This is a genomic window from Methylobacterium mesophilicum (assembly GCF_036441335.1).
Classification (GTDB): domain Bacteria; phylum Pseudomonadota; class Alphaproteobacteria; order Rhizobiales; family Beijerinckiaceae; genus Methylobacterium; species Methylobacterium mesophilicum_B.
In genome coordinates this window covers 70,120-91,299 of sequence record NZ_MLBW01000028.1, presented here as the reverse complement: position 1 = coordinate 91,299, position 21,180 = coordinate 70,120, and the positions used below count along the sequence as shown (strand labels likewise).

General features: G+C 68.8%; 21 protein-coding genes and 1 other RNA gene. 7 read left to right on the top strand and 15 right to left on the bottom strand.

The features are described 5' to 3' along the window. Nucleotides 1-446 precede the first annotated feature (446 nt). Nucleotides 447-686 carry a hypothetical protein gene (locus tag MMR14E_RS18600; RefSeq protein ID WP_331316298.1) on the top strand — a complete coding sequence of 80 codons (240 nt, stop codon included), beginning with the start codon at nt 447-449 and terminating at the stop codon, nt 684-686. Between the two features lie 294 nt (nt 687-980). Beyond that, the gene (locus tag MMR14E_RS18595; protein WP_331316296.1) at nt 981-1,349 is read left to right on the top strand and encodes a hypothetical protein; all 369 of its coding nucleotides are present in this window, start codon (nt 981-983) and stop codon (nt 1,347-1,349) included. Between the two features lie 55 nt (nt 1,350-1,404). Here MMR14E_RS18595 and MMR14E_RS18590 read toward each other — a convergent pair whose 3' ends face one another. From MMR14E_RS18590 to MMR14E_RS18575, 4 genes are all read right to left on the bottom strand, one after another. Beyond that, on the bottom strand, nt 1,405-1,689 hold the full coding sequence (locus MMR14E_RS18590) for a hypothetical protein (RefSeq protein WP_331316294.1): 285 nt from the start codon (nt 1,687-1,689) through the stop codon (nt 1,405-1,407). 411 nt (nt 1,690-2,100) lie between these two features. Next, the gene (locus tag MMR14E_RS18585; RefSeq protein WP_331316293.1) at nt 2,101-3,357 is read right to left on the bottom strand and encodes a PHB depolymerase family esterase; all 1,257 of its coding nucleotides are present in this window, start codon (nt 3,355-3,357) and stop codon (nt 2,101-2,103) included. Between the two features lie 49 nt (nt 3,358-3,406). Then, the gene (locus tag MMR14E_RS18580; protein WP_331316291.1) at nt 3,407-3,826 is read right to left on the bottom strand and encodes a CopG family transcriptional regulator; all 420 of its coding nucleotides are present in this window, start codon (nt 3,824-3,826) and stop codon (nt 3,407-3,409) included. A gap of 244 nt (nt 3,827-4,070) precedes the next feature. After that, on the bottom strand, nt 4,071-4,718 hold the full coding sequence (locus MMR14E_RS18575; protein WP_331316290.1) for a hypothetical protein: 648 nt from the start codon (nt 4,716-4,718) through the stop codon (nt 4,071-4,073). Between the two features lie 461 nt (nt 4,719-5,179). On the opposite strand from MMR14E_RS18575, the gene MMR14E_RS18570 reads away from it, so the two are divergent. Further along, on the top strand, nt 5,180-5,428 hold the full coding sequence (locus tag MMR14E_RS18570; protein ID WP_331316288.1) for a hypothetical protein: 249 nt from the start codon (nt 5,180-5,182) through the stop codon (nt 5,426-5,428). A gap of 70 nt (nt 5,429-5,498) precedes the next feature. Here the strand turns inward: MMR14E_RS18570 and MMR14E_RS18565 are convergent, their stop codons facing one another. The 3 genes from MMR14E_RS18565 to ssrA form a co-directional block, all read right to left on the bottom strand. Continuing rightward, complete coding sequence (locus MMR14E_RS18565) at nt 5,499-6,323, bottom strand: cobalamin B12-binding domain-containing protein (RefSeq protein ID WP_331316287.1); 825 nt, start codon at nt 6,321-6,323, stop codon at nt 5,499-5,501. 461 nt (nt 6,324-6,784) lie between these two features. Continuing rightward, nucleotides 6,785-7,330, bottom strand: a complete 546-nt coding sequence (locus MMR14E_RS18560) for a hypothetical protein (RefSeq protein WP_331316286.1) — start codon at nt 7,328-7,330, stop codon at nt 6,785-6,787. 108 nt (nt 7,331-7,438) lie between these two features. Beyond that, nucleotides 7,439-7,811, bottom strand: a transfer-messenger RNA (tmRNA) gene (gene ssrA / locus MMR14E_RS18555). A 143-nt stretch (nt 7,812-7,954) separates the two neighbouring features. Between ssrA and MMR14E_RS18550 the strand changes: the two genes are divergently transcribed. Next, nucleotides 7,955-8,110 (top strand): hypothetical protein, encoded by a 156-nt coding sequence (locus tag MMR14E_RS18550; protein ID WP_012329749.1) that lies wholly within the window; start codon nt 7,955-7,957, stop codon nt 8,108-8,110. A gap of 208 nt (nt 8,111-8,318) precedes the next feature. Further along, the gene (gene msrA / locus MMR14E_RS18545; protein ID WP_331316285.1) at nt 8,319-8,837 is read left to right on the top strand and encodes a peptide-methionine (S)-S-oxide reductase MsrA; all 519 of its coding nucleotides are present in this window, start codon (nt 8,319-8,321) and stop codon (nt 8,835-8,837) included. Between the two features lie 187 nt (nt 8,838-9,024). Here the strand turns inward: msrA and MMR14E_RS18540 are convergent, their stop codons facing one another. The 5 genes from MMR14E_RS18540 to MMR14E_RS18520 all read right to left on the bottom strand — a co-directional run bounded on the left by MMR14E_RS18540 (nt 9,025) and on the right by MMR14E_RS18520 (nt 14,262). Then, nucleotides 9,025-9,303, bottom strand: a complete 279-nt coding sequence (locus MMR14E_RS18540; protein WP_331316284.1) for a hypothetical protein — start codon at nt 9,301-9,303, stop codon at nt 9,025-9,027. 260 nt (nt 9,304-9,563) lie between these two features. Then, nucleotides 9,564-10,319, bottom strand: a complete 756-nt coding sequence (locus MMR14E_RS18535) for an ABC transporter ATP-binding protein (protein ID WP_331316282.1) — start codon at nt 10,317-10,319, stop codon at nt 9,564-9,566. Nucleotides 10,320-10,327: 8 nt separating this feature from the next. Then, complete coding sequence (locus MMR14E_RS18530; RefSeq protein WP_331316280.1) at nt 10,328-12,163, bottom strand: branched-chain amino acid ABC transporter ATP-binding protein/permease; 1,836 nt, start codon at nt 12,161-12,163, stop codon at nt 10,328-10,330. Then, nucleotides 12,160-13,035: a branched-chain amino acid ABC transporter permease gene (locus MMR14E_RS18525; protein WP_012329745.1), complete on the bottom strand. Its 876-nt coding sequence runs from the start codon at nt 13,033-13,035 to the stop codon at nt 12,160-12,162. Before MMR14E_RS18525 ends, MMR14E_RS18530 begins: the two co-directional genes overlap by 4 nt. A 63-nt stretch (nt 13,036-13,098) precedes the next feature. After that, the gene (locus MMR14E_RS18520; RefSeq protein ID WP_331316279.1) at nt 13,099-14,262 is read right to left on the bottom strand and encodes an ABC transporter substrate-binding protein; all 1,164 of its coding nucleotides are present in this window, start codon (nt 14,260-14,262) and stop codon (nt 13,099-13,101) included. Between the two features lie 734 nt (nt 14,263-14,996). Here MMR14E_RS18520 and MMR14E_RS18515 point away from each other — a divergent pair. After that, nucleotides 14,997-16,190, top strand: a complete 1,194-nt coding sequence (locus tag MMR14E_RS18515; RefSeq protein ID WP_331316277.1) for an alpha-hydroxy acid oxidase — start codon at nt 14,997-14,999, stop codon at nt 16,188-16,190. Nucleotides 16,191-17,071: 881 nt separating this feature from the next. Here the strand turns inward: MMR14E_RS18515 and MMR14E_RS18510 are convergent. The 3 genes from MMR14E_RS18510 to MMR14E_RS18500 form a co-directional block, all read right to left on the bottom strand. After that, nucleotides 17,072-17,308: a hypothetical protein gene (locus tag MMR14E_RS18510; protein WP_331316275.1), complete on the bottom strand. Its 237-nt coding sequence runs from the start codon at nt 17,306-17,308 to the stop codon at nt 17,072-17,074. A 445-nt stretch (nt 17,309-17,753) separates the two neighbouring features. Beyond that, nucleotides 17,754-18,509: a hypothetical protein gene (locus MMR14E_RS18505; protein WP_331316273.1), complete on the bottom strand. Its 756-nt coding sequence runs from the start codon at nt 18,507-18,509 to the stop codon at nt 17,754-17,756. 608 nt (nt 18,510-19,117) lie between these two features. Then, on the bottom strand, nt 19,118-19,798 hold the full coding sequence (locus MMR14E_RS18500; protein WP_331316271.1) for a ribonuclease H: 681 nt from the start codon (nt 19,796-19,798) through the stop codon (nt 19,118-19,120). 262 nt (nt 19,799-20,060) lie between these two features. Here MMR14E_RS18500 and MMR14E_RS18495 point away from each other — a divergent pair, with 262 nt between their 5' ends. Then, nucleotides 20,061-20,234, top strand: coding sequence for a hypothetical protein (locus tag MMR14E_RS18495; RefSeq protein ID WP_331316269.1), 174 nt, complete (start codon nt 20,061-20,063; stop codon nt 20,232-20,234). Nucleotides 20,235-21,180: the final 946 nt, after the last annotated feature.

The following is a 21,180-nucleotide window of genomic DNA, read 5'->3' as shown; positions in this document are numbered from 1 at the left end:
CCGGCGCGATCACGGCGGCCAACCTGGACGGGGGACGTGAACAGCGGCTGTCGGCACGGTATGGAGGGCGCTGAGGGTCGGCGGGCGTGCAGCGACCGGACGGCTTCGCAGCACCGCCCTCGCCTCACCAGGATCATCCCCGCCGGACGACGGCAAGCGAGGACAGACCGATCGCAAGCGAAGCACGAGCCCGAGGCGGCCCGAGCCGGGGCGCCCCGCGCCCCCCCGAGCGCACCGTCCCCGGTCGGTCATGCGGTTCCTGCACAATGTGCTGCCGTGTTCTGGCGATTCCCGCCCTCGACAAGCCGGCGGGAACCGTGTGCGGGCACAGCACCGGAACCGGCTGCGGGATCTACAGCGAACGCCCGGAGGCCTGCGCCCGGTGGTTCTGCCTCTGGCGCAAGATCGACGCCCTGCCGGACGCGCTCAGGCCCGATCGGTCGGGCGTGATGTTCTCACTGGATCGCCGCTCGCCCGCCGCCGATGCGGCGGATGCGACCTGCATCGTCGGGCGCGCACCGGAGGGCGTGCGCGCCTTCGACCGGCCGGACGTGATCGAGGCGTTCGCCATGTTCGTGCGCGAGGGCTCCTGGCCCGTGTGGCAAGCGACCGAACACGTCACGACCCTGCTGCATCCGGGTCCGCAGATCTCTTCGCCATCGTCTTCGCCATCGTCTTCGCCGTGACCGACGGCGGTGCGGGCACGGCCGGGGCCGGGACGCGCGATGACTTCGGTGGGCGCGCGGGGTTCGGCCCGCGTGCGGGCGCGCCGCCGAGCGTCCCCGTATCGATGTGCGGGGCGACCGAGGCGGGCCCGCCCGTGACCGGGAAAGCCGGACACCTCTGTCCCAGCCAGCATCCCGCCGCAGCATGCAGGGGACATTAATAATCGCCGGAACCGTATTTTTAAGCTCAGGCCGTGCCGTGATGTGCTATGCATCCGCACAGGCACGCATTCGCCAGCACCCCAGGAGATTTCGATGACCATCGTCCGGTGGCTGATCTCCAGAACGATCCAGTTTTTTCTTGGCAGCGCGCAGGAGCGCAGCTCCGATGCGATCGCCAGGCGAAAGGAAGCCGGCACCTTCGAAGGGGCATCGGCGAGCAAGGGCCGCGATTTCGAAGCCAACTACGCCGCGGCCGCTCAGCTCCTCAGAACGCGGATCGATCGGGCGTTCCCCGACGCCTACTCCGCGCGGCTGAGTTCCGGGAGAAGCAGCTCTTACGACTACGGGCAAGATCGCGCGCTCGCCATCGACACCATGTCGATCGCCATCGCGATGGCGTTGCGGAACGGCGCCACCGTTCCGCAGGCGGCCGCGGCCGGGGCGGCGAGCATCGGCATCTGACGGGACACGCGGCACAATCGTGCCGCGACGGACCGCGTCGCGCTTCCGCGGGCGTTCACACCGTCGTCGCGCCCGCCATGTCGCGGGTCCGCTCGATCATCGCGAGGAGGACCGTGTGGAAGGCCTGCTGCTCGCGGGAGCGGGCTCCGGTCCGCGTCTCGCACGCGAGTTCGGCGCGCAGCCCATCGAGGGCCGCTGTTCGCCGCTCCGCACCGTCTTCGCGCAGGATGAACCGCAGCAGGATATCTTGGGCGGCCGCGAGCTCGGCCGGGTCCCCCCGGACGATGAGCGTTCCCAGCGCGTCCAAGCACGTCTCGCGATCAGTCATGCGCACATCCATCGGTGATCAGGGGGCCGAGTCGACTGCGGTATCGGGTCCTCGAGGCGCAGCTTGATCGAGTGGCTCGGAATGTCGCGACGGTCCGCGACGCGAGATTCCGGGCCAAGCCCGCGGCATCCAGATCCGTGAGCGGATCGATCAGCCGCCCGCCCCCGCGGCGCGCGTGTCGCGCGCGCGGCTCGGCGGGACATTCGATGAGGTCTGCCACGCGCGCCTGTCCGTTGCAGGCGGGGGCATGAACCCTCAGTCACCGGAGCCTGGATCAACCGATCCGGTGATGGCGACACTCTGCGCCTCGATGACCGACAAAGATAGTCCGGACCTGAAACGCGCTCCCCCGCCCAGCGAGATCGGATCCCTCGTCGGTCGCGCGATCCGGCAGGGCCGGTGCGGCCGACAGACCGGCAGCACTCAGGGTCTGGCACCGGCCCCCCGCGCGTGCTCCAGGAAGAAGCGGATCATCTCCTGGCTCGCGTCCGGGCCGCGCGGGTCGGTGAACGTGCCGGCCGGGCTGCCGCCCGACCACGCGTGCCCAGCGCCGTGCAGGACCCACTGCTCCACGATGGGGCGGCCGGACGCGTCCGTCCGGACGGTGCGGGTATAGTCCATCCCATCCGGTGTCCGCCCCTCTGTCACGGATGTGCGGAGGTCCGGATCGGACGGCCCCTGCGCGGCCACGCGGTCGCCGTTGGCCGCGTGCACCGTGCGGTCGCGGTCACCGTGGAACACGATCAGCGGCACGGCGTGTCGTTTCCCCGTCGCGCGCGCGCCGTCCCCCTTCATGGCCGCGAAGGCCGACGGCACGTCCCGCGCCGAGCCGCACGCCAGGCCGGAGTGGACGCCGACCGCCGCGAACAGGTCGGGATAGGTCATCGCCAGGATCGCGGCGGCGGCCCCGCCGGCCGAGAGGCCCGCGGCGTAGACGCGCCTGTCATCGGCCGAGAAGTCCGCGATCACCTGCCGGACGATGCCGGCGATCAGGGCAGGCTCGCCGCCCTCACGTTGCTGGTCACCGGGCTCGTACCAGTTCCAGCACCGCTGCATATTGGCCGAACGCGGCTGCTCCGGATAAACCACGAGGACGCCGCGCGCCTCGGCGACCGCGTTCATCCGCGTGCCAGCGGCGAAGTCATCGGGATTCTGCGTGCAGCCGTGCAGCATCACCACGACGGGCAGCGCCTGGCCGGCGTAGCCGCTCGGTACGTAGACCTTGTAGTTCCGGGTCCCGGCCGCGCCGGTGAATGTGCGGGCCTCGAAGCGTGCCCCTTCCGGAAGCCGCGCGGGAGCCGGCGTCGCCACGTCCCGCCCGTCGCGATCCGCGCCCAGGCCGGCCGTCGCCAGCGCGTCCTGGATGGTGCGCATCACGCTGCCTGCGATGTCGCCTCCGAACTCCGCCTGGGGGCGCCGGTCCGAGCGGCCTGCGGTCGTCTCCGGCGCGACCCAGGCTTCGCCGGGTGCGGAGGGCGCGACCATGTCGAGGATGTCGGCCGCGTCCGCGGTCGGCGCATCCGCCTCGGCCGCGCCCCGACCCGCCTCCGACCACAGCTTGAAGGCGGCGGCCTGCCGCTCATGGAGCCTGGCCATCGCCTCCGACGCGCGGGCGGCACGGGCCGGGTCGAGCTTCGGGAACGCGAAGCGTCGGAAGGCGGTCTTCGTGGCGCGATCCATCGGGCGGGTCCTGATCGAGTGGGGAGCGGGCGGGGCGGGCTGACAGCCGTCAGGTCATCCGGTCGGCGAGCGCCGCCTTGACCGCGGGACTGGCCTGGAAGGCGCCGAGCACCTCGACCGAGGCGATGGCGGCGCGGGCCAGTTCCGGCGTGACGTCGAGGGCGATACTGGCCAGCCCGAGCACTTGGATGTGGAGCGGTGCGCCCGCGTCGCGCGCCGCCTCGAGCGCCTGCTTGGTGTAGTGCGACAGGCCGAGGCTCAGCTGCTTCCGGCTGACAGATTGCCTGACGGCCTCGCCCTGGCGCTCGATCTGATTGCGCACGGCGGTTCGGATGAAATCGGCGCGGTTGGCGTAGAAGCCGTCGCGGACCATCAGGTCGATGTGGCCGAGGTCCACGAAGCCGAGGTTGAGCGTGATCTTCTCGCTGTCCGGCAGCTTCGGCCGCAGTTCGTGCACCTTGCCGACCATATCACCATCCCCCGGCCATCCGATTGGATGGTCTTTAGATGGTTGTCTTGGGTGGCGGCGCAAGGGCTCGCAGCGCGTGCTCGAATCGGGACGGACGGATCGCCGGGTCTTCCGTGGAGAGCCGCCGCGTCAGGAGCCCAGGCAGGGTCGCGTCGGGCCGAGCCGCGATCTGAGCCGGGCGCGCGGCGACCGGCAATCCGGCGGGATCCGGCCTCGGCGATCGATCCCGGATCCGGACGAGGGGTTATCTCCGAAGCCGGCTGGCGGTCGGTGCGGCCTCGTCCCATTCGCGATCCCGCTCCGCCAGCAGAGCGGCACGACGGGCCGCCACGGCCGCGGCGTCGCCCGCCGGTGCCGCCCCGGCATCATCCAGAGGGTGCGAGGGGATCGGATCGGCCGCGCCAGCAAGACGGGCGAGCGCCGTGACGACGTGGTCCACCTCACCGGATGTCACGGTGCCTGTCCGCAGAAGCCCGAGACGCGAACACGTGGCCATGTCCGCACAGGATCCGTCCTCGAAGCGGAGCGCCGCGATCTGATCCGCCCCGAGGGGCAGGCATCCGGCCGACAGCCCGCGCAGCCGGACGAGCCTCCGCTCCCGCGTTGCCTCGGCGGTGTGAATCTCCCGCGCGTCCGGGAGCCAGCGCGCCAGTTCGTCGAGGATGAAATGCCGGACGCGCTCGACGCGGATGGGGCCGAACTTCCTGGTCGCGGCGATCGCGATCGGTGAAGACCGGGCCAGATGACCGAGATCCGGGAAGCCGGCCTTGCGCAGGCGGGCTCGCAGGGACGCCGTCAGCAATCCGCGCCCGAAGCCCTCGGCCGAGAGACGCTGGAGCGCGTCATGCGAAAGGTCATCGAAGAGGGGGAGGCGCGCGCCGACCTCGGCCATGAGGCTGTCGGACCAGATGGTGCGGCGGGATCGGTCGGGCATCATCGCGGCCGATAGGGTACTTGCAGGTTATCCGCAACGACCGGTCAGCGCTGGCCTGGAGGACGTCCGGCCGGCGCGTGACGGCGCCGCTCGGCACAAGATCGCCCGCAGGTCGCTGACGCGGGACCGAGACCTTGCGCCAGAACGGCGGGCAGGCCGTGTCGCGGCGCCCGATCCCGGGACAACCTTCCCATGAGACTTCGGAGCTGGCCGGGATTGCCGAACATCGTCGTGTCAGGCCCGTGCTCCGACGCCATCGTCGAGGGGAGGGCCCGCGCGGCGAGACTCGCGGACCACAGTCAGGACGGATCGTCGATCGCGGGTTTCGCTCCGCGCGGAGGCAGTCAGCACTGCCGCGGTCGTGCGCTCGCACCCGCGCGACGCGTCCGATCCGCCTACGATTTCACCGCAGCCAGGTCGTGGAGAGCGCAGTCGATCGCCCGGATAAGCTGCTCGCTGGTGCGACCTACGGCAGGATCTCGCGACATGGCGACGGCCGCTTGCTGCAATGCCCGAAACTGTTCGAGCCGAAGGGTCGGATCGAGGCCGCGTGCGACGGCCGACTGTACGAGGCCGCGGACGAATTCGTGCACCAATTGCTCGTCGAATGCCTGCAAATTCTGAATCTCTGCCTCTCGACCGCGACGATTCTAACACCGTCCCGATGAGAAGAGATCCGCGCAACGCCAAGATCCGCACAGCGCCAAGTCGCCGGATCGGGCACTCGGCCGCATGGCGTCATCGCGCCAGGGTGGCCTCCGCGATCCCGACCGCCGATTGCGCGTCCGCGGCAACGGCATCTGCGCCGACCAGACGGGCGCTGTCAGGCGCCCGCACGAAGAGCGGTCCACCGACGATGACGCGCAAGTCCGGGTTGCACGACGCGGCGCGCAACTTCGCCACGGACACCGCCATCACGGGCAGGAGGATGTCGCAAGACAGAGAGATGCCGACCAGATCGAACTGTTCGGCGCGGACCAAGCTGGCGGGGTCCTCGTCCGCGCCTGTGGTCAGGACCACATCCCATCCCGCCTCGCGGAAGAAGCTCGCCACGAGCGCGAGACTGAAGAGATGGGTCTCGCCGGGACAGGGCATCAGCAGGACGCGGCGACCGTTCGCCGTCACGTCCACGCCCTCCAGATCCGCACACAGAGCGCGCGTCAGATTCTGGAGGCGACCGAGCGCGACCGCCACGTCGAGGAAATCCGCGGCATCTTCTTCCCAGAGCTCGCCCAAATGCCGTGCCGCGGGTGCAAACAGGTCAAGCAGCAGGGCATCCAACGAGACCCCCTCCTCCAGGAGGGCGCGGACCCATTCGCCGTGCGGTTCGCCTTCCATCAACGCTCGAGCGAGGGAGGCGACGCGTTCAGGCGTCGGCGGTTTCGGGGGCGATGGCTGCGGCGGCGGATCGGCCTGATGCGCGAGCGCCAAGCGCGGCAGGATCTCGTCCTCGACGATCCGGGCGAGGCCGGCCTGGATAATGGCCACGTTGCGCGCGGCCGCTCCGCGAGCGGACCGAATCTGTCGGTCACCGCATGTGCGCGCGACACCGATCTCCGCCATTTCAGGCATTGGCTCCCCCGCCGATACAGCACTATATGTTTTGATCCGCCAATAGGCAACTCGATTAGTGAACTATAATTCAGATCCCGTGCGATTAACTTCGGCTACAGCCTGACGGGATCCAAGCTCGATACGGCCGCTGCGGGCTGTTCGGGCCCGTGCCGGCGCTGAACTGCTGCGTCGGATGCAGGTTCCCGCGCATCGCGCATCCTATCCCGCGGCCCGCGATGCCTTCGGCCTCCGCCACACCCGGCTGCCCTACGATGGAGCCGCCACCGAGAGCCCCGCGTTCGGCACCGCGCGGAGCGACACGGTTTTTACGCCGCGAAGCCGGGCAGGTCGCCGTTCCGACACGGGACGACAACGTAGATCGGCCGAAGGTTGGACGAGGCGGCAGAGCAGTCCCGGCGCGCGCTGCGCGGCGCGCGAGATCCGAGATCGGTCCCGCGGCCCGCCGCCGGTCATCCGACGCCGCGGCGACCGACCCAGGTGAAGGCCCACGAGCCGCCTTCGGGCGAGCGTGGGTGCTTCGGGCGAGCGTGGATGCGTTCACGATTGGGGCGACCGGGCCGCCGGCAGCCGCGCACCGCCACGTCAGCCGGCGAAGCGCCCGATGCCACGATCACGGTTCGAACATCCTTGAGACGAGATCCGCCCGCAGAGACCGTGCGCTGCTCTCCGGGCAGCCATCGCCGTGCGATGATCGTCCGCAGGCTCGGCGGCCGGCGCCTCCGCGGCGCACCCCGATCACGCGTCGCTTCGGCGCTGGCGCGATCGGCCACGGCGCGCAGCGCTTCGCCGTTTTCCATGGCGAACCAAGTCCGCCGCAGGTCCGGAATCTCGGGTGTAGCGCCGGGGCGCTCACGGCACAGTCCGGCGCAATGGGCGAACTCGCAAGCCGCGACGATATCCGGAATGGCGGCACCGCGGCCGCGCGCGGGTTCGGCGAGAGCGTCTCCCACGAGGCGCCGCATCATCGCGCCGACCGCGGCCGCGACGGCCTCCACCGCCGCCCGGCTCGCGCTCGTTCGAGCAACGCTCCGATCTGCCCGACCGCGAACCCGAACCTGCGAAGGGCAGACGATAAAGGCGGGTCCCGAGGCCGAAGCCCCGGGTTCTGTTGCTAGGCGTACCCACGCCCCGGAAGATTACGCCGCGAGGCGCATCTCCATGCCGACGTTGTCGTTGGCATTTAGAGTTTTGGCCAGGTGCTCGGAACGAGGGTTGCCCGCGCCAAGCCGGTCGAGTCCTTACCGAAAGCCGCATCTTATCCTGCCGAAGCAGGACAGAACTCGCGATCCCTTTACCGCCCAGTCGAACCTGTTTCACCCCCAGCAGAAGCACCCTGGCGGCGCGCAGCCCGCAACGGCGGACGCGCACCCTGGTCCCCGCGCGGTATCCGGGGCAGGATGCTTCTGGTGGAGGCGCCGGGTACCGCCCCCGGGTCCTGAAGCGTTATTACGAACCGGTCATCAACCTCGCCGCGACCATACCCCATCCCGGCCCGCCGGTCCATCGGGTGCGAAGGGCTCTCCGGGCCGCAAGTCTGTGGCGCCGCGGCCGACGAGCGCCCATATGAGGGCGATCCCTCCGCGCAATCCCGTGCTCTGGGCCACGACGCGGAGGCCGAAATGGCGCGCGAACTCAAAACCGGCAAAGCGCAGGGCGTCACGCCCGAGGACTTCAACGAGCGCGTGAAGCGCCTCCTCGCCGACAAGCCGGATCCCCGCAAGGCCGAGCCGGCGCGGAAGAACTTCAAGGCCAGCAAGCCGCTCGTGAGGAGCTGAGAGGCCGCCTCGGAGACGTTCGCTCGGCAGCGAACGTCTCTCCCTGGCAGCCCGCGCGCATCCACGCGCCGGTGTGGGCGGTTGACGCCGCGACCGAGGCGGGTCTGCTAGGTGCCGCGATATCGATCCAGGCTACGAGGTCGCAGGGCGTAGCGCCTCGGGATCCCCATATTGGCGAGATCAGTGAAGCGGCTCAGGAGGAGCGAAGATGGAAACCGAGAGGGCGGTGCTGGCCGGTGGTTGCTTCTGGGGCATGCAGGACCTCATCCGGCGTCAGGAGGGCGTGCTGTCGACCCGCGTCGGCTACACGGGCGGCGACGTGCCGAACGCGACCTACCGCAACCACGGCACCCATGCCGAGGCCATCGAGATCATCTACGACCCGGCTCGGACGAGCTTCCGGCGCATGCTGGAGTTCTTCTTCCAGATCCATGACCCGACGACGCCGAACCGCCAGGGCAACGACAGGGGCCCGAGCTATCGTTCGGCCATCTTCTACACCGATGACAACCAGCGTCGGGTCGCGGAAGTGACCATCGCCGACGTCGACGCTTCCGGCCTGTGGCCGGGCAAGGTCGTGACCGAGCTGGCGCCGGCCGGTCCGTTCTGGGAGGCGGAGCCGGAGCATCAGGATTACCTGGAACGGCGTCCCGACGGCTACACCTGCCACTTCATCAGGCCGAACTGGGTGCTGCCCGCACGCGCGCGCGCCGCGCAGGACGCGTGAGCGCGCCGGCCCGGGGCAGGCGGATTGTCTGCCGTCTCGGGCCCCGCGGTCACGACAGAACCGCCAGTGACCCGCTGACATGCACCGGTTCTGGAACGGGTCGCTCGGCGCGGAGGATCGTCACGGCAGCGACGGGCTCCGCCGCCGCGTCGCGACGATCGGCAACGGTTCCGTTACGGCGACGGACCTATATGTTCTCTCGCGAGGCCTGCTCGGAGCAGGCCTTCGCCACCTCCGAGATCGGCAAATTCGCGTGGCCCGCGGTCCGCGACGTGTCGTCGAGGCAAGAGCGCACGCTGTCACGTGATGCGCGCCCGCCGCGCGCGCCGTCCATTCTACGCAACAGATCATCTTTCTCCGTCGACGACGCTCCGGCCCAGGCTTGCATGGTGTCTCCGATGTCCAGCGCGAAGGCGGGCGTTGCCATGACGACGAGGGCGAATGCACCAGCGGGAAGGAAACGCATCGTCGAAGCCTCGAGAGACGGGGGACCGGCACATGCACGCGCGGGTCGTAGCCGGGCAGTTCGCGTCGGAAACTCGGCCGCGCACCGGCTCCCGGCTCGTGAGCAGAGGCTCACAGGAGCGGAACTAGGTCCCGGAGCGCCCCCGCGGATGGCGGGCGGCTTGGGGCAAAACCGCACAGTCCAGCTCTGCCGTCGCGCCCCGCCCGGGCCACGGGGCCTTCCACACCTCAGCGACGCGAAGCCGCCGAGGCGCCGGACGGTCAGACCGCGGGTTCGGGCCTTGTCCGGCCGCCGAGATACGCCGACCGGATCTCGTCGTTGGCCCACAGGGCGTCGGGCGCGCCCTGCAGGACGAGCCGGCCGGTCTCCAGAACGTAGCCACGATCGGCCACCGAGAGCCCCATCCGGGCATTCTGCTCCACCAGCAGCACGGTGGTCCCGCGGCGGCGCACCTCGGCGATGATCGCGAAAACCGCCTGGACGATCACCGGGGCCAGTCCGAGAGAGGGCTCGTCCAGCAGCAGGATCCGCGGCTTGGCCATCAGGCCGCGCGCGAGGGCGACCATCTGGAGCTGGCCGCCCGACAGCGTCCAGCCCAGGGCGTCGCCGAAGCGGCGAATGTCCGGGAAGAGGTCGAACATCGCCTCGACCTCGTCGCGCAGCGCCCGCCTGCCGAGGCCGGAGCGGTTGGACGCGCCCAGCATGATGTTCTCGCGCACCGTCAGCCCCGGGAAGACCCGGCGCCCTTCCGGAACGTGGGCGACACCGAGCCGCACGATCGCCTCGGGCTTCAGCCCTTCCAGCGGCCGCCCCTCCAGCAGGATCGTGCCGGCGGCGGGCCGCACCAGCCCGGAGATCGCCTTGAGCGTCGTCGACTTGCCGGCGCCGTTCGAGCCCAGCAGCGTCACCACCTCTCCGGCCCCGACCGAGAAGGACAGGCCGCGCACGGCCTCGATCTCCCCGTACCGGACGACGAGGTCGCGGATCTCGAGAAGGGGTGTGGCGGGCGTCGTCATCGCGGGAGTCACACCGGGGCGAGGTCGGTCTTAAGGCTCGCCGCAGGGCCGGCGGCGGCGTCCTCGCCGAGATAGGCCTGGATCACCGCGGGCTCGCGCAGCACGGTCGCGGTGACGCCGTCGGCGATGCGGCGGCCGAAGTTCAGCACGGTGATGTGGCTCGCCACGTCGCTCACCAGCGTCATGTCGTGGTCGATGATCAGGATGGTCAGGCCCTTGGCGGCCATCCGGCGCAGGAGCACCGTCAGGGCGTTCTTCTCGCTGGAGTTGAGCCCCGCGGCGGGCTCGTCGAGGAGCAGCAGCACGGGGTTGCCGGCCAGTGCCCGCGCGATCTCGATCAAGCGCTGGTGGCCGTACGAGAAGCCGGAGATCGGCTCCAGCGCCCGCCCATCCAGCCCCACGAAGGCGAGCGCCGCCCGTGCGCGGGCCTCCAGGCTCGCGCGGTCTCGGGCGGCGAGCGGGTTGTTGGGGCGCTCGGCGCCGATGACGACGTTCTCCAGGGCGCTCATGGAGCGGAACAGTCGGATGTTCTGGAAGGTGCGGCCGATCCCGGCCGCCGCCCGCCGGTGCGGGGAGAGGCGCGTGACGTCCCGCCCGGCCAGCCGCACGGTACCGCCCGTGGGGCTGTAGAGGCCCGAGAGGACGTTCAGCGTCGTGGTCTTGCCGGAGCCGTTGGGGCCGATCAGCGCGTGGATGCCGCCCCGCGCCACCGTGAAGCTCACCGCGTCCACGGCCTTGAGGCCGCCGAAGTGTTTGGACAGGTCCGACACCTCCAGCATCGGTGCCGCGGAGGCCTCGCCCTGGCTCAAGGTCAGCTCGGCGACGGGCGGCGGAGCCGGGCGGGCCCGGCGCAGCCGCCGGACCTGGTCGCCGAGGAAGCCCCAGATCCCGTCGGGCATGAACACCACGATCAGGATCACCGCGAGCCCGTAGATCGCGAGGTAGAGCCCCGGGATCTCCTTGAGGAAGCGGAGCCATTCCGGGATCAGGATCAGCAGCGCGGTGCCGATCACGGCGCCGACCGGCGAACCGACGCCGCCGAGCAGCGCCATCGTCAGGAAGACGATGGACTCGGCGAAGGAGAACTGGTCCGGGCTGATATAGGTGAAGCTGCCGGCGAACAGCCCGCCGCCGAGCCCCGCCAGCAGCGCCCCGAGGGCGAAGGCCGCGACCTTGGTGCGGTAGATGTCGATGCCCGACACGCCCGCGGCGAGCTCGTTGTCGCGCACCGCCCGCATGGCGCGCCCGAGCCGCGTCCGCGGCATGTGCCAGACGAGCCAGCCGACGACGGCCAGCACCAGCACGCAGAGGGCGAGGTAGCTCTGCCCGTCGGCGAACAGGGTCGGGCGGCGGATGTTCGGCACCCCGTCGGGACCGTGCGTGACCGGGATCCAGTTGGTCAGCACCAGGGTCAGGATCTGCTGGAACGAGATCGTCACCATGGCGAGGTAGTGGCCGCCGAGCCGCAGCGTCGAGGCGCCGAGCGCGGCGCCCAGGAGGAGCGCGAGACCCAGGCCGGTGACGAGGCAGATCCAGAAGTTCAGGCCCCCGTCGACCGTGCCGAGCCCGACCGCGTAGGCACCGATCCCGAAGAAGGCGGCCTGGGCGAGGTTGATCTGCCCGCACAGGCCGAGCACCACGGTGAGCCCGATCACCGCGATCGCGTAGGTCGCCGCCTGCATCAGGATGTTGAGGGCGTAGCCGCTGAGCGGCGTCGTCGCGGCGAGCGTCACCAGGGCGGCGACCAGAGCCGCGTAGGCGAGGCTTCCGAGAGGCAGGCGGCGCGGCGCGGGCGCTGGAGCCGCGGCGGCCGGGCCGGTGACCGTGGAGGGGCGACCGCTCATGCCTTCTCCGCCACGCGCTCGCCGAACAGGCCCTGCGGGCGCACGACCAGGAAGACCACCAGCACCAGGAACGCGAAGGCGTCCTTGTAGGGAACCGAGATGTAGGCCGCCCCGAAGGTCTCGATGATGCCGAGGGCGAGGCCGCCGATGATCGCCCCGGTGACGTCGCCGAAGCCGCCGATGATCGTCGCCGCGAAGGCCTTGAGGGCAATCGTGGCTCCCATCTGGATCGACACGAACAGCACCGGCGCCACCAGGATGCCGGCGATGCCGCCGAGCACGGCGCTGTACACGAAGGTCAGCATGATCATGCCGGCCACCGGGATGCCCAGGAGGGCGGCCATCTCCTTGTCCTGGGACGTCGCCTGGAGCTTCTTGCCGACAAGAGTGTGCTCGAAGAACCAGTACTGGAACGCCACCAGGGCCGCCGTGACCGCGATGATCAGCAGGTACTGGCTGTCGAGGAAGACCGGCCCGAGCAGGAACCCTTGCGTCTCGAAGACGGGCGGGAGCACCTGCGGCTGCGGCCCGTAGAGGGCGAGCGTCGTGTTCGCCAGGAAGATCGAGGCGCCGATGGTCGAGATGATCACCGGCAGGTAGCTGCGGTGCCGCAGCGGGTAGTAGACGCCGAGATTGAACAGGGCGCCGAGCAGCGCCATCCCGCCGAGGGTCAGGAGAAGTGACAACCAGTAGGGCCACTGGAGGTCGACCGCGAAGACCACCATCAGGAAGGCCGCCACCATCGAGAACTCGCCCTGCGCGAAGTTCACCACGTTGGTGGCGCGGAAGATCAGCACGAAGCCGAGCGCCACCAGGGCGTAGACGGAGCCGATGCCGATCCCGGTGAAGAGGAGTTGCAGGATCAGGTCCATGCGGTCCGCACTCTCGCCTCCTCCTCCGGATGTCGTTCACGCGCCCCGAACACGTCGGCCGGCTCACCCTTGGTAGAAGTCGATCCGCCGGTCGAAGACGATGTTGCCCTTGTCGTTGCGCACGACGTTGTAGCCGTGCAGGCCGTCGCCGCTCTTGTCGAAGTTGTAGGTCCCCTCGGCCCCCTCGTGGCCGCGCACCGCCAGGATGGCCTCGCGGATCGCCTGCGGGTCGGTCTTGCCCGCCGTGTTGATCGCCTTGGCCAGCACCGTGACCGCGTCGAAGGTCCAGGACGACTGGTTGTCGGGGGCGACCTTCATCGCGGCCCGGTAGGCCTTGCCGAAGGCCCGGGCCGCGTCGCTCGATTCCTCAGCGTAGTCGGCCACGCCGTAGGTGCCGTAGAGCGACGGCCCGGCGAGCTTCAGGGCGGTCACGTTGGTGATCGACGGCGAACCGACCCAGGGCGCGGTGACGCCGAGCTGGCGCAGTTGCCGCGCGAAGATGCCGATATCGTTCTCGAAGGTGAAGTACGAGCCGATCACGTCGGCGCCCGACTGCCGGATCGCCAGCACGACCGGCGTGAAGTCCTGGCTCTGGTTGGTGTAGCCCTGGTCGAGGGCGACGGCGGCGCCGCCCTTGGCGAGGCTCTCGGTCAGCGCCTTGGCACCGCTGGTCCCGAAGGCGTCGGTGGAGTGGATGATCGCCCACTTCTTCTTGCCCAGCCCGTTGACGCCGTGCTCGGCGATCACCCGGGCCGAGAAGCTGTCGTTGGGGCGGAAGCGGAACAGCCAGGGATTGCCGAGCTGCGTCAGAACCGGGTCGGTGCCGCCGAAACAGACCGGTTTACCCGTCTTCAGGATGTCGGGCGCCATGGCGTGGTTCTGGGTCGAGCGGATCGAGCCGAGGAAGCCGACGAGGTCGCCCTGGGACGCCAGTTTCGAGAAGGCGAAGACCGCGCCGGGATTGGTGGTCTGATCGTCCTCGGTGACGATCTCCAGGGGCTTGCCGAGCACCCCGCCGGCCTTGTTGACCGCCTCCAGGGCGATCTTCGCGCCGGCGAGCGCGTAGCGGCCGGCATCCGCGCCCGGCCCCGTCACCGGAAGCACCATGCCGATCCGGACTGTTGCCCCGGCACCCTGAGCGCAGGCCGAGCGGATCACCCCCGGCACCAGGCTGCCCGCGACCGCGGATGCGGTCCCCGTCAAGAAAACGCGGCGCGTCGTCCTCATCGGCGTATCCGTCCCACCGCCGATGCTCGGGCCCGGCGTTGGCAACGATGGTCCCTATTCCCCGCGCCGATGTCTATCCTGCAAACCTTCGCCGATCAGTTTCGATGAGAAGAAGCTCTCGGATCGTCACTCGACCGATTTCGCTGCGGTGCGGCGAGATCGAAGACGATCACGGCGAGACACCGCTCGCAGACACGCTGTCCCGATGCGCATCCGGAACGCGGAGACCCGAATAGGCGCGATCCGGACTGTGTACTTTCAGGCAGAGATCCGGCGCTCTTCTGCGAGGCGGACCAGCGTCACGGGCTATCTAGATCGCTGTACGCTCGCCCGTGGGAGGCCGGACGCAGGACGACGCCGTCGCGGGCGCGCGGGCCACCCTGCGCCTCAGGCACGCGGGACGTCCGGGCGCCCGCGGCCCGTGTTCCGATGCGGGCAGGTCGCCGAGCGCGGGACCGGCGTTCATGAACGCGATGGTGGCGACGCGTGCGGCCTCGCGACCCGTCGGGACGAACCGTTCGAACTCGCTGAGCAGGCCGTGCATCCTGCCCTTCGTCCCGCCGCGACGGAGTATTCCGACCGGACGCGCTTTCGTTTTCCAGCGAACCGTTGCACCGTCCAGCTTCGAACACGGGGCATCGCGAGCTGAAGCGCGTGCGGCGTACGGGACAGCAGGCGCGTGCCCGCTTCCCCCGCGCCCGGTCCCGTCATCCATTCGCGAGGCCGAACCTCCCATGGCGCCCATCATCACGACGGTCGAGGACCTGCGGCGGATCGCGAAGCGGCGCGTGCCGCGGATGTTCTACGATTACTGCGATTCCGGTTCGTGGACGGAGTCGACCTACCGCGCGAACGAGACCGATTTCGCCGGCATCAAGCTCCGCCAGCGCGTCGCGGTCGACATGACCGACCGCAACCTCGCCACGACGATGGCCGGCCAAGCCGTCGCGATGCCGGTCGCCCTGGCGCCGACGGGGCTCACGGGCATGCAGCACGCCGACGGCGAGATCCTGGCGGCGCGGGCGGCGGAAGCGGCGGGCGTGCCGTTCACGCTGTCGACGATGAGCATCTGCAGCATCGAGGACGTCGCCGAGAATGTCAGCAAGCCGTTCTGGTTTCAGCTGTACTTCATGCGCGACCGCAGCTTCAACGACCGCCTCATCGACCGCGCGAAGGCGGCGGGCTGCTCGGCCCTGGTCCTGACGCTGGATCTCCAGATCCTCGGGCAGCGCCACAAGGACATCCGCAACGGACTGTCGGCCCCGCCGAGGCTGACGCCGGGCACCGTCCTCGATCTCCTGACCAAGCCGCGCTGGTGCTGGTCCATGCTGCGCACCGAGCGCCGGACTTTCCGCAACATCGTGGGGCACGTGGACGGCGTGCGCGATACCCGTTCCATCTCGGCCTGGACGGCGGATCAGTTCGACCCGCGCCTGGACTGGGACGACGTGCGGCGGATCCGCGAACGGTGGCAGGGCCCTCTGATCCTGAAGGGCATCCTGGACGTGGAGGATGCCGAGAGGGCAGCCGCGACCGGGGCCGACGCGCTCATCGTCTCGAACCATGGCGGGCGGCAGCTCGACGGCGCCCCCTCCTCCATCGCCGCGCTGCCCGGGATCGCGGACGCCGTCGGCACGCGCATCGAGGTGCTGATGGACGGCGGGATCCGCTCGGGCCAGGACGTGCTGAAGGCCGTCGCCCTGGGCGCGAAGGGCGTGTTCATCGGCCGCGCCTTCCTCTACGGGCTCGGCGCCTACGGTCAGGCGGGCGTCGCCCGCTCCCTGGAGATCATCCGTACGGAACTCGACATGACGATGGCCCTGTGCGGGCATCGCGACATCCGCGCGGTCGACCGGTCGATCCTCTGGACGCCCTCGGCGCAGGAAGCCCGGGACGAGGCGCAGGCCGTGCGGCGCGTCGGGTCCTGACAGCGCGCGACGGCCGTTCCGCCGCGGATCTCGCGGCGTCGCATGCCCGATCCTGGAGCCCTCGAGAATCCCGCCTCTTCGATCCGCCCATTCGGCCGGTTCTTCCCCGCCTACGCCCCGATCGCGTCGATCGTCCAGGTACGGCTACCGACTCCCCCGCCCGCCGCACTCGGAGCGTGGCTTACGAGCCGGGATCGACGAGGCCATAGCCGCGAAGGGCGGAGCCGAGACCGCCAGACTGTTCGCCGCCGAGACGCCTCCGCGCGGCAGCGACCCGGACCGGGCCGCTCGCGCGGAGCCGCATCGCAACGACAACGGCGCAGCGACCCGTGGGGTCGCTGCGCCGTCGGATCGGGCCGCCGAGGGGGGAAAGACGGCCCGCCGAAGTTGGTATGCCAGATCCGTCGTCCGCGAGGTGCGCCCGAGCACATCCGAAAGGATGTGGCGCGGCAGCGACAGAGATCGGCCATCACCTGTGGACAGCGCGAAGCGCCCTCGATCCGTCAAGGTTCAGGAGCGAGCGTGGTGACCTCACTCCCGATCCGGCCTTGCCATGTTTGCCAGCCCTCACGCCTTCGTCCTGCACCATCGCGAGCGCCTCGCCGTGCTCGTCTCGTCAGCTCTGTTCCTCGCGGGCGCGCTGCCGCTGTTCTGGGCCATCGGCTGACCGTCCAGGCGCATTGAGGAGCCCGCGCGTTCGGATACGCGGCATCGGGGCGCCGTGCGGACGTGATCGAAGTGGGCTGCCGATCTGCTTCGGTCTCCTCGCGGCTTGCCCAGGCTCAGTGCGGCTTCGCGCCCCCCCGGCGTCCAGCCGCGCGCCTGGATGTCGACCGAGCACCGAGCGAGCGCGATACTGACGGGCTGTCGCACGTCCGAACTCACGGGCGGGCGCGCATCAGACGCAGCCCGGTCGCTCGTCCGGGCGGCCCGAGCGCACCGATCAGACCGGCATCGACGTGCCCGCCGACCGGGCCCTGTTCGAGACCGTCTTCGGCCTTGCGCTCCATCATGCCCGGGTCGTCGTCCGCCGCCCTGCGCCACGATCCGGACAGGGCGTCGGCTCTCATCGACTTTGCGCGAATACGCGGCTCGTCCGCATATTCCGAAGATTTCAAGGCGCATCACAGCGGCCTCGAGCAGCGTAACCGGGAAGAGATCGATGCGGCGAACGCTCGCCTGAGTGCCGATGGCCGGAACGTGCCCGAGCCGCGCGACTGCCGCGGCGCCGGGACGTTCGGATACAGGTCCAGGGACAGCCATCGCGGCGAGGCTGCCACGTAGATCCAGTGCCGGCGCTCACACTCCGCGATCGCCCACCCCGGCCGTTGGGGCTCGAACGCGACGGGTGCCTCGCCGATGCCCGCTCCTGCCGCGCTGCGCGGCGGACGTGGCCGGGTGGAAGACCACCCGGAAGGGACGCCGCGTCTTCGCCTCGCTCTGGCTACGCGAGCAACTACCGAACGCTGCCATGCCTCGACCGTCCCGCAACGCGGGACACGAACCGCGACTTCGTGCCGGAAATGAAGTGATCGAGAGCGGACCTACGGCTCGCTCGATACCTCACATATTGAGGTACGGCCTTCTTTTCGTGACCATCTTGTCGATGCCGGTCAGGTTTTCGCGCCACAAAGCCGCGGCCCGCTGTTCCGGGGACAAGTCCGAAACCAGATCTTCCATCTTGTCGATCGAGAATGGCGGGTTCGGGCAGAAATACGGTGTCAAGGGTTTCTGTGCATAATAGTTGAAGAAGAGCGCCCTGCGATTCCGCCCTGTGGCCGGCTTACCCCTGTGGAAATACTTGAATGTATCACAAAGTATCACTGTGCCCTTCATGCCTGTAAAGGACGTGATATCGAATTTGATCTCGCCGTCCTCCTGTAGTTTTATCAGCTGATTGTGAAAAAACCCGCTCTTGTTCCTCGACGCTGCGGAAAGATGCTGCAGATGCAGTATCTCTAGAGGTCCGTCGCTGTCATCAACATCGTTGAGATAGACAGCAACCTTTACCATTGGATTATCCTCACTGTCCTTGTGCCACGTCCGGGCCCCTCTCTCCGACCCGTCAGCGATGGTGAAGAATATATCGACCCCCCCGTAAGCGACCGGAAGCTTCAGGTAGGACTCGACAATTTTGAGCAGCCTGGCATCCAGTCCCGCCCGAAAAACGGCCTTGAACTGACTCAACAGAGAGGGATACGCGCGGAGCAACCTGATGATGTCTAGATTATCGCCTGTCTTGAAGTAACTTTCCTCTATGCAATCGTAGATTTCTTCCGCCGCGAATTGAAATTCGGTGCTCCTAAAAGACTCGAACATCACATAATTGGCTACACAGAAGCCATCTTCAGCCAAGCGATGGCCTAACGGACGCTCTTCATCTGTCAACAAGGGCAATCTTTGGCTGTGATCTCGTACGAGCGCGGATCTTAATTTTTCCCTATTTTTCTTTATGACCCTTATCGAATATATGAGATGTATTGTCTTTGATGGCCACTGGAGCATTCTATGAACTATTTTCCGCACAACGCCATCTGTCGCTCGAACAATTTTCATGGGCGTCGATTCCTAGAGCCGCGGACAGCTGCTAACGGAGCCTCTTCGCAAACCTCCTGCCATCTTAGACAGCTGGAAGTCGATGAGCCAGGGCCTTCCACCGCTCTGGGGACGCTCTCCGAGCGTAAATACAGTGAGATGCGGTAGGGCGCATCGGCGTCGACGCTCACGTATCGACCAAGTATTTGGTTCGATCAAATTCTTGAAGCCCAGAAAACCGCAAGCGATCGAATTTCCGCGTCCAGACTCGTGTAGGGAAAGTAGAGAGGACGTCGGCTGCCTCGCCATCCGCCGTGAACGGACCGACGCGGCGGAGGGCACGCGCACCGGACGCGCACCCCGAAGTCGTGCCTTGACAAGTCGCTTCGGGTTCAAGGATCGGCCTTGACGCCGGCTCGGCCCGAACGCAGGCGTGCGACCTCGCTCGGCCCGATCTCGAGATAGAAGCGGATCGCGTCGTCGACCAGCGCGTCGGGCGTGACACCCGCGGCCTTCGCGGCCCGAGCGATCTGGAGACCGAGCGCGAGATCGACGCGCAGGTCGGCGCCCCGGCTCGACGGCGCCGGCGCGGCGGTCGGGGCCGGTACGGGCGCGGCACTGCTGCGCGACTCGAGCTTGCCGAGCTTCGCTTCGCGACGGCCCCTGTGGACGAGCGCGTCGGCGCGCTCGTTGAGGCGGTCGCCGGCATGCCCGCGCACCCAGGTCCACTTCACGTCGCGTGCCGCGTTCAGTTCGTCGAGGCGCTTCATGAGATCGACGTTCTTCACGTCGCCTGTGGTCGACCGCCAGCCCCTTGCCTTCCAGCCGCGCATCCACTCGGTCACGGATTTGACCACGTACTGGCTGTCGCACCGCATCTCGATCGCGGCCCCGGCGGGGAAATGCTCGAGGCCCTTGATCGCCGCCGTCAGTTCCATCCGGTTGTTGGTGGTGGTGCCGGGCTCTCCGCCGCACAGCTCGACCGTGCCGTCCGGGGCCGCGATGACGACGCCCCAACCGCCCGGTCCGGGGTTCGGGTCGCAACCGCCATCGGCATAAACGATAGTTCGCATCGTGGGCTCAGCCCTCTCGTACGCAGTGGTCGGTGGGTGGCCGCCCTGGAAGCCCGAAATTGGCGTGCAGATGGTAGCCCCAATCCGGGCCGGTACCGCTGGCGGGCGGCGCGCCGGGCATGCCGTCTATCACCGATCCCGCGCCGCGGCGTGGCCGGCGGGGCACTCCCCGGCGCAACTCTCTGCGGACTGACCTTCGAGTGGGAAGAGGATCGGACGCCGCGGATGTGGAGGCACACTGCGAGGCGAGGACATGCGCCGGATGGACGCCTTCCTCGCGGTCCGGATGCTCCGCCTCGCCCGCTTCGATCTCGCTCGGTACGAGGTGCTGAGTATCGACGCAGACGCGATCCTCGCTGGTTCACGAGATCGGGGGCGGGTCTCCGAAGCCTTGGCCGCACGGGCGGGCCTGCCGACGCTGTCAGCAATGCGTTGACGATGTGCGTCAGCTCGCGAGAGAATGGCCCAGCGGCGTCACCCGCAGCCGGGCCTCCGGTGAGGTTGCCGGGCTTCTACCTGCGATGGCGGAAGTGGCGACGCACAAAGCGACGTTCCGCGCGATGCATGCGGCGGATCGGATGCCAGCGAACGTTGGTGATGCCCTCCTGGGCGCCGGCGACAGTCGCGGCGGGAGCCGGGCTGAGCGGGGCTGCCGAAGCGGGCGTCGTGAGAGCGGCAGCGCCGAACGCGGCCAGCAGGGCCGCAGTGATGACTGATGTGCGCAAGGGACGTTCCTCTCGTGCGGTCACCCGAACGGTGACGTCTCACGAAGCAGCGTCGCCGATCGATGGTTCCGGAGTCAGGAGCGCGAAATGCGAAACGGCTCCCGCTTCGAGGCGCATCCACACCCGGCCCAGCAGCTTGAGGGGCACGCTCAGGTCGGGTGTGGAGCGTCAGCCTTGGCCGACGGGTCAACTTATGGTCGGCCTGGACTGAAGCGCGATTAAATTCGGTGTCACCTTGGCCGTGAGCATCCACGCCCGCCCTCGACAGCTGAGAGGGGCAAATCTGCGGGCGGACGTGGACGACCGGACGAGGCCGGCACGAACAGATTCGCGGGCCGCACCTGCAGATTACCTGCTTCGGCTGCATGCCTGGCCATCCACGCCCGCCCGAACTGCTGAGGGGGGGGGCGAGCTTCAGACGGGCGTGGACCGCCGGCCATTACCCCCCAGGACGGACCGACGCCTCAACAGTAAACCTGAAGGCAGGGTTGGTCGCCAACCTATGAGGCCGCCATCACAATTGCCGCTCGCGCAGCCGGTGCGGGCGGCCAAGTTCCCACTCGACCCGTGCCGTCCCTTCGAGGCCGCTCACGCGGCTCGGGCCAAGTTGAGGGCGGATCGGTTCACCTGAAAGCTGAACACTGATGCACTGAGCTA

Coding starts and splice junctions, on each gene's coding strand:
- MMR14E_RS18550 (WP_012329749.1), top strand. CDS start 7,955: ATGGCGCGCGAACTCAAAACCGGCAAAGCGCAGGGCGTCACGCCCGAG.
- MMR14E_RS18590 (WP_331316294.1), bottom strand. CDS start 1,689: ATGGATGTGCGCATGACTGATCGCGAGACGTGCTTGGACGCGCTGGGA.
- MMR14E_RS18580 (WP_331316291.1), bottom strand. CDS start 3,826: ATGGTCGGCAAGGTGCACGAACTGCGGCCGAAGCTGCCGGACAGCGAG.
- MMR14E_RS18505 (WP_331316273.1), bottom strand. CDS start 18,509: ATGTTCGAGTCTTTTAGGAGCACCGAATTTCAATTCGCGGCGGAAGAA.
- MMR14E_RS18585 (WP_331316293.1), bottom strand. CDS start 3,357: ATGGATCGCGCCACGAAGACCGCCTTCCGACGCTTCGCGTTCCCGAAG.
- MMR14E_RS18595 (WP_331316296.1), top strand. CDS start 981: ATGACCATCGTCCGGTGGCTGATCTCCAGAACGATCCAGTTTTTTCTT.
- MMR14E_RS18565 (WP_331316287.1), bottom strand. CDS start 6,323: ATGGCGGAGATCGGTGTCGCGCGCACATGCGGTGACCGACAGATTCGG.
- MMR14E_RS18540 (WP_331316284.1), bottom strand. CDS start 9,303: ATGCGTTTCCTTCCCGCTGGTGCATTCGCCCTCGTCGTCATGGCAACG.
- msrA (WP_331316285.1), top strand. CDS start 8,319: ATGGAAACCGAGAGGGCGGTGCTGGCCGGTGGTTGCTTCTGGGGCATG.
- MMR14E_RS18575 (WP_331316290.1), bottom strand. CDS start 4,718: ATGGCCGAGGTCGGCGCGCGCCTCCCCCTCTTCGATGACCTTTCGCAT.
- MMR14E_RS18525 (WP_012329745.1), bottom strand. CDS start 13,035: ATGGACCTGATCCTGCAACTCCTCTTCACCGGGATCGGCATCGGCTCC.
- MMR14E_RS18530 (WP_331316280.1), bottom strand. CDS start 12,163: ATGAGCGGTCGCCCCTCCACGGTCACCGGCCCGGCCGCCGCGGCTCCA.
- MMR14E_RS18500 (WP_331316271.1), bottom strand. CDS start 19,798: ATGCGAACTATCGTTTATGCCGATGGCGGTTGCGACCCGAACCCCGGA.
- MMR14E_RS18535 (WP_331316282.1), bottom strand. CDS start 10,319: ATGACGACGCCCGCCACACCCCTTCTCGAGATCCGCGACCTCGTCGTC.
- MMR14E_RS18495 (WP_331316269.1), top strand. CDS start 20,061: ATGGACGCCTTCCTCGCGGTCCGGATGCTCCGCCTCGCCCGCTTCGAT.
- MMR14E_RS18520 (WP_331316279.1), bottom strand. CDS start 14,262: ATGAGGACGACGCGCCGCGTTTTCTTGACGGGGACCGCATCCGCGGTC.
- MMR14E_RS18515 (WP_331316277.1), top strand. CDS start 14,997: ATGGCGCCCATCATCACGACGGTCGAGGACCTGCGGCGGATCGCGAAG.